General features: G+C 59.9%; 6 protein-coding genes and 2 pseudogenes. All 8 read left to right on the top strand.

The genetic code is table 11. The features are described 5' to 3' along the window. Nucleotides 1-30 precede the first annotated feature (30 nt). The gene (gene thrS, locus I5W_RS07715; protein ID WP_017450874.1) at nucleotides 31-1,938 is read left to right on the top strand and encodes a threonine--tRNA ligase; all 1,908 of its coding nucleotides are present in this window, start codon (nucleotides 31-33) and stop codon (nucleotides 1,936-1,938) included. A 73-nt stretch (nucleotides 1,939-2,011) separates the two neighbouring features. Continuing rightward, nucleotides 2,012-2,533, top strand: coding sequence for a translation initiation factor IF-3 (gene infC, locus I5W_RS07710; RefSeq protein WP_081584533.1), 522 nt, complete (start codon nucleotides 2,012-2,014; stop codon nucleotides 2,531-2,533). Nucleotides 2,534-2,823: 290 nt separating this feature from the next. Then, nucleotides 2,824-3,021 (top strand): 50S ribosomal protein L35, encoded by a 198-nt coding sequence (gene rpmI, locus I5W_RS07705; RefSeq protein WP_006712688.1) that lies wholly within the window; start codon nucleotides 2,824-2,826, stop codon nucleotides 3,019-3,021. Nucleotides 3,022-3,046: 25 nt separating this feature from the next. Next, nucleotides 3,047-3,409, top strand: coding sequence for a 50S ribosomal protein L20 (gene rplT, locus I5W_RS07700; protein WP_006712690.1), 363 nt, complete (start codon nucleotides 3,047-3,049; stop codon nucleotides 3,407-3,409). 209 nt (nucleotides 3,410-3,618) lie between these two features. Next, on the top strand, nucleotides 3,619-4,647 hold the full coding sequence (gene pheS / locus I5W_RS07695; RefSeq protein WP_034331543.1) for a phenylalanine--tRNA ligase subunit alpha: 1,029 nt from the start codon (nucleotides 3,619-3,621) through the stop codon (nucleotides 4,645-4,647). 66 nt (nucleotides 4,648-4,713) lie between these two features. Further along, nucleotides 4,714-5,640 (top strand): annotated as a pseudogene (ytpR, locus tag I5W_RS07690) (YtpR family tRNA-binding protein); the annotation flags it as partial. 1 nt (nucleotide 5,641) lies between these two features. After that, nucleotides 5,642-5,935, top strand: a pseudogene (locus I5W_RS07685) (TRAP transporter large permease subunit); the annotation flags it as partial. Nucleotides 5,936-6,055: 120 nt separating this feature from the next. Beyond that, a partial coding sequence (locus tag I5W_RS07680) for an SDR family NAD(P)-dependent oxidoreductase (RefSeq protein ID WP_044528789.1) occupies nucleotides 6,056-6,356 on the top strand: 301 nt, incomplete at its 3' end.

The following is a 6,356-nucleotide window of genomic DNA, read 5'->3' as shown; positions in this document are numbered from 1 at the left end:
GCAGGAGCAGGCTGCCGAATGGAGTGCAAAATGGTTTCAGTACGTCTTCCCGATGGTTCGCAACGCCAGTTCGACAACCCGGTCACGGTGGCGCAGGTCGCCGCCAACATTGGCACCGGCTTGGCCAAGGCGGCCCTGGCGGGGCGCGTCGATGGCAAGCTGGTCGATACTTCCTATCTGATCGACAAGGATGCGGACCTGGCCATCATTACCGACAAGGACGCCGATGGTCTGGAAGTGATCCGTCACTCCACCGCCCACTTGCTGGCCTATGCGGTCAAGGAGCTGTTCCCCGAAGCGCAGGTCACCATTGGCCCGGTCATCGACAATGGTTTCTACTACGACTTTTCGTACAAGCGCCCCTTCACCCCGGAAGACCTGCAAGCCATCGAAAAGAAGATGGCCGAGCTGGCCAAGAAGGATGAGCCGGTCACTCGCAAGGTGCTGCCGCGCGACGAGGCCGTGGCTTACTTCAAGTCCATCGGCGAAGACTACAAGGCCGAGATCATCGCCTCCATTCCGCAGAACGAGGATGTGTCGCTCTACACCGAGGGCAGCTTCACCGACCTGTGCCGCGGCCCGCACGTGCCCTCTACCGGCAAGCTGAAGGTCTTCAAGCTGATGAAGCTGGCCGGCGCTTACTGGCGCGGCGACTCCAACAACGAGATGCTGCAGCGTGTCTACGGCACCGCCTGGGCCAAGAAGGAAGACCAGGAAGCCTATCTGCACATGCTGGAAGAGGCTGAAAAGCGCGACCACCGCAAGCTGGGCCGTGCGCTGGACCTGTTCCACTTCCAGGATGAGGCGCCGGGTCTGATCTTCTGGCATCCCAAGGGTTGGACCATCTGGCAACAGGTGGAGCAATACATGCGCCGTGTCTACCAGGACAACGGCTATCAGGAAGTGAAGGCGCCGCAGATCCTGGATCGTTCCCTGTGGGAAAAGACCGGTCACTGGGAAAACTATCGTGAAAACATGTTCACGACCGAGTCCGAAAACCGTGCCTATGCCTTGAAGCCGATGAACTGCCCGGGCCACATCCAGATCTTCAATTCCGGCCTGCACAGCTACCGCGACCTGCCGCTGCGCTACGGCGAATTCGGCCAGTGCCACCGCAACGAGCCCTCCGGCGCGCTGCACGGCATGATGCGCGTGCGCGGCTTTACCCAGGATGATGGTCACATCTTCTGTACCGAGGATCAGATCCAGGATGAGGTGGCGGCCTTCAACCGCGTGGTGCGTGAAGTCTATGACTGCTTCGGCTTCAAGGAGGTGGCGGTGAAGTTGGCCCTGCGTCCGGAAAAGCGCATCGGCGCCGAGGAAGTCTGGGACAAGGCCGAGAACGCCCTGCGTGAAGCCATCCGCGCCTCCGGTTCGGAGTGGGAAGAGTTGCCGGGCGAGGGCGCCTTCTATGGTCCCAAGATCGAATATCACCTCAAGGATTCGATCGGCCGCTCCTGGCAGTGCGGCACCATGCAGGTGGACTTCTCGATGCCGGCGCGCCTGGGGGCGGAGTATGTCACCGAAGACAACAACCGCAAGGTGCCCGTGATGTTGCACCGGGCCATCGTCGGTTCGCTGGAGCGCTTCATCGCCATCCTGATCGAAAACCACGCCGGTGCCATGCCCTTGTGGCTGGCGCCAACGCAAGTTGTCATCCTGAATATTTCCGATGCGCAGGCCGATTATGTGCAGAACGTTGCACAAACGCTGAAAAAACAAGGGTTTAGGGTCGAGACCGATTTGCGCAACGAGAAGATTACCTATAAAATACGGCAGCATTCCATTCAGAAACCGCCCTATATCCTGGTTGTCGGCGATAAAGAACGGGATGCCAACACTGTGGCCGTGCGTGCGCGGGGCAATGTCGATCTGGGCGTCATGTCCATCGACACCTTGGTGGAACGCCTCAAGGATGAGGTGGCTGCCAAAGCCTGAGACGGGGAAGCCTAGGGCTTCCTCCCAGCGCAAGAGCACGGCTTAATTTATTGGATTTTAAAAGGAAACTGCAATAGCTACTGACAAGTCGCATCGCCTCAACCGCGAGATCACTGCGCCGGAAGTGCGCCTTTCGGGTGTCGACAACGAGCCTTTGGGCATCGTCAGCCTGGCTGAAGCCCTTCGTCTTTCCGAAGAGGCTGAAGTGGATCTGGTCGAAATTGCGCCTACCGCGCAACCTCCGGTCTGCCGCCTGATGGACTACGGCAAGTTCAAGTACCAGGAGCAGAAGAAGGCGCACGAGGCCAAGCTCAAGCAGAAGGTCATCCAGGTCAAGGAAGTCAAGTTCCGCCCGGGTACCGATGATGGCGATTACAACATCAAGCTGCGCAACCTGACCAAGTTCCTGGAAGAGGGTGACAAGACCAAGATCACGCTGCGTTTCCGCGGTCGTGAAATGGCTCACCAGGAAATCGGGATGCGCATGTTGGAGCGTCTGAAGGCTGACCTGGAACCGTATGGCCAGGTCGAGCAGTTTCCCAAGATGGAAGGTCGCCAGATGATCATGGTGCTGGCGCCGAAGAAAAAGAAGTAAATCGTTTAAACGGTTTATATGATTTGGATATCGTTTAAGCCGTGTTGAATGAGGTTCTGCAGTTAGCCGTATCAGGACGACATCTCCCCGGTGTCGTCCATGCCGCGCAAGCGATGCAAGTCGCGGCAGTCAAGGCCGACAAAGGATTTGCCGGGTGCAGGCCACTGCATCGGGCAAAAGCAGCGGGTTCTCCCGCTGTCAAATAAGTGAGAGCAGGCATCCAAGAGCAGCGAGTGTGCTGCCACCTGCAATCATCAAAAAATGGAGCTGTCCGAAAGGACAGAGTTGCTATGCCTAAGATGAAATCGAAGAGCAGCGCGAAGAAGCGTTTTCGCGTCCGCCCGGGCGGTACCGTCAAGCGCGGTCAAGCCTTCAAGCGTCACATCCTGACCAAGAAGACCACCAAGAACAAGCGTCAACTGCGCGGTACCGAGGGCGTCCATGAGACGAACCTCAATTCCGTTCGCGCAATGCTGCCGTTCGCTTAACCTCACCATACACTAAGGAGCTACTATGCCTAGAGTCAAACGTGGGGTAACAGCACGTGCCCGCCACAAGAAAGTCCTCGCACTCGCCAAGGGTTACCGCGGCCGTCGTAAAAACGTCTACCGTATCGCCAAGCAAGCAGTCATGCGCGCTGGCCAGTACGCGTACCGTGACCGTCGTAACAAGAAGCGCGTGTTCCGCGCACTGTGGATCGCCCGTATCAACGCCGCTGCGCGTTCGCACGGCGTGACCTACAGCGTGTTCATGAACGGCCTGAAGAAGGCTGCGATCGAACTGGATCGTAAGGTCCTGGCCGATATGGCTGTCACCGACAAGGCTGCTTTCGCTGCCATCGTCAACCAGGTGAAGGCCAACATCGCTGCCGCCTAAATCGACAGCGTGTTTGCGGTAGCCGGCCGCAACATCGGACGCAAGTCAGACCAGCAGCCGGCGCTGCAAAATCCTGCGGGGCAGAGGTGATACACCGATGCCCCGTATGTTTTTGATCCACGGGTTCGTGGATTTTTTATCCACGGTTTCGTGGATTTTTTCCTTTTCGACTTCGTCGTCGGATTTTCGATTGGAGCGAGATTTACCGCATGAATCCCCTAGACCAACTCCTGGGCCAACTGGTCACGCAGGCGCAGGCTGATTTCGCCGCCGCGCCCGACGCCGCCGCACTGGAAAATGCCAAGGCCAAGTACCTCGGCAAGACCGGTCAGATCACCGAGCAGATGAAGGGGCTGGGCAAGCTGGCGCCGGAAGAGCGCAAGGTACAGGGGGCGATCATCAACGTCGCCAAGGAACAGATCGAAACCGCGCTCACCGCCCGCCGCGATGCTTTGGCCAACGCCCAGATGCAGGCACGCCTGAATGCCGAAGCCATCGATGTCACCTTGCCGGGCCGCGGCCGTGGCGTGGGTGGTATCCACCCGGTGATGCGCTCCTGGCAGCGCGTCGAGGAAATCTTCCGCTCCATCGGTTTCGACGTCGCCGACGGTCCCGAGATCGAGACCGACTGGACCAATTTCACCGCATTGAACAGCCCCGAAAACCACCCGGCGCGCTCGATGCAGGATACCTTCTACATCGAAGGCAACGACACCCAGGGCAAGCCGCTGCTGCTGCGTACCCACACCAGCCCGATGCAGGTGCGCTACGCTCGCATGAACAAGCCGCCCATCAAGGTCATCGCCCCGGGCCGCACCTATCGCGTCGACAGCGATGCCACCCACTCGCCGATGTTCCACCAGGTCGAAGGTCTGTGGATCGCCGAGGATATCAGCTTCGCCGACCTGAAGGGCGTCTACCTCAACTTCGTCAAGGCCTTCTTCGAGACCGACGACCTGCAGGTGCGCTTCCGTCCTTCCTATTTCCCCTTCACCGAACCTTCGGCCGAGATCGATATCGCCTTCGGCAGCGGTCCGCTCAAGGGCCGCTGGCTGGAAGTCTCCGGTGCCGGCCAGGTGCATCCGACCGTGGTGCGCAACATGGGACTGGATCCCGAGCAGTACATTGGCTTCGCGTTCGGCTCGGGCCTGGAGCGCCTGACCATGCTGCGTTACGGGATCAATGACCTGCGCCTGTTCTACGAAGGCGATCTGCGCTTCCTGAAGCAATTCAATTAATTCGATCACGCAGCGTGCCGCGCCCATGTGCGGCGCGCCTCTGGCTGATAGCTGAAAGTCTGAATCATGCAATTCTCTGAAAAATGGCTGCGTACCATGGTCAACCCGACCATGACCTCGGATGAACTGTCGCACCTGCTGACCATGTCCGGCCTGGAAGTCGAGGAAGTCGAACCGGTGGCGCCTCCCTTCACCAATGTGGTGGTGGGCGAAGTGCTGGAGGTCAGCAAGCACCCGGATGCGGACCGTTTGAACGTATGCCGCGTCAATGTTCATACCGGCACTATTCTCAACATCGTCTGCGGCGCATCCAATGTGCGCGCCGGCCTGAAGGTGCCTTGCGCCATGGTGGGCGCGGTACTGCCGCCGGGGCCGGATGGCAAACCCTTCGAAATCAAGGTCGGCAAGCTGCGTGGCGTGGAGTCGCAGGGCATGTTGTGCTCGGCCCGTGAACTGAAGCTGTCGGACGATCATGGTGGCCTGCTGGAGCTGCCCGACGATGCACCGGTGGGCCAGAATTTCCGCGACTACATGCTGTTGAACGACCTCAAGTTCACCATCAAGCTCACCCCCAACAAGGCCGACTGCCTGTCGGTGCTGGGGGTGGCACGTGAAGTCTCGGCCCTGACCGGTGCGCCGCTGAAGGCGCCGGTGTATCAGGCTGCTACCGTCAACCTGGATGAAAAGCTGCCGGTGCGCATTTCTGCGCCCGACCTGTGCGGCCGTTTTGCCGGTCGTGTCATCCGTGGCCTCAACGCCAAGGCGGCTACGCCGCCATGGATGAAGCGCCGCCTGGAGCGCAGCGGCCAGCGTTCGATCTCGGCGCTGGTGGATATCTCCAACTACGTGATGCTGGAGCTGGGCCGTCCCTCGCACGTGTTCGACCTGGACAAGATCCATGGTGGCCTGGACGTGCGCTGGGGCCGCAAGGGCGAATCCTTGAAGCTCCTCAACGGCAATACGGTGGAAGTCGATGAATGGGTCGGTGTGATTCGTGCTGGGCAGCCTGCTGGAAGGCATTCCCGCCATCGTGCTGTTCGGGCCACTGCTGTTCCCGGTGGCCCGTTCGCTGGGCGTGCATGACGTGCACTATGCGATGGTGGTGATCCTGGCCATGGGCATCGGCCTGTTTGCACCCCCCTTTGGCGTGGGCTTCTATGCCGCCTGCGCCATCGGCAAGGTCTCGCCGGACGGCGTCTTCAACCGGGTCTGGGGCTATCTGGCCGCGCTGGTGGTGGCGCTGTTGGTGGTGGCCTTCCTGCCCTGGATTTCCATCGGCTTCCTCTGATCGTCTCACCAGTCACGCCAGCGATCGGGGATTTTCCATGATTGACCTGCCAACGACGAATTAAAAACGGCGGCCTCTTTTTTCTTTCCTGCCGGGGCCGCCAACACTCACGGAGACAATATGAATCAACATGATAGCGGCGCCCGCGTGGCGCTCGTGACGGGCGGAGCCATGGGTATTGGCGCCAGCATTTCCCAACAACTGGCCGCACGCGGACACACCGTGCTGGTGGCCGACATCAACCTGGACGCCGCTGCCAGCACTGCGCAGGCGCTGGTCGCAGCGGGCCATCGTGCTGCACCCGTGAAGATGGACCTGGGCAGTGCGGACTCGATTGCCTCGGCCTTTCGCGACATCGAAAAAGACTATGGTCGCTGCGATGTCCTGGTCAACAATGCCGGCGTGGCGCGCACCTATTGCT

This window comes from Herbaspirillum sp. B65, assembly GCF_000333555.1.
In the GTDB taxonomy this organism is placed as follows: Bacteria; Pseudomonadota; Gammaproteobacteria; order Burkholderiales; family Burkholderiaceae_D; genus Herbaspirillum; species Herbaspirillum rubrisubalbicans.
This window is presented reverse-complemented; position numbering and strand designations above follow the sequence as displayed.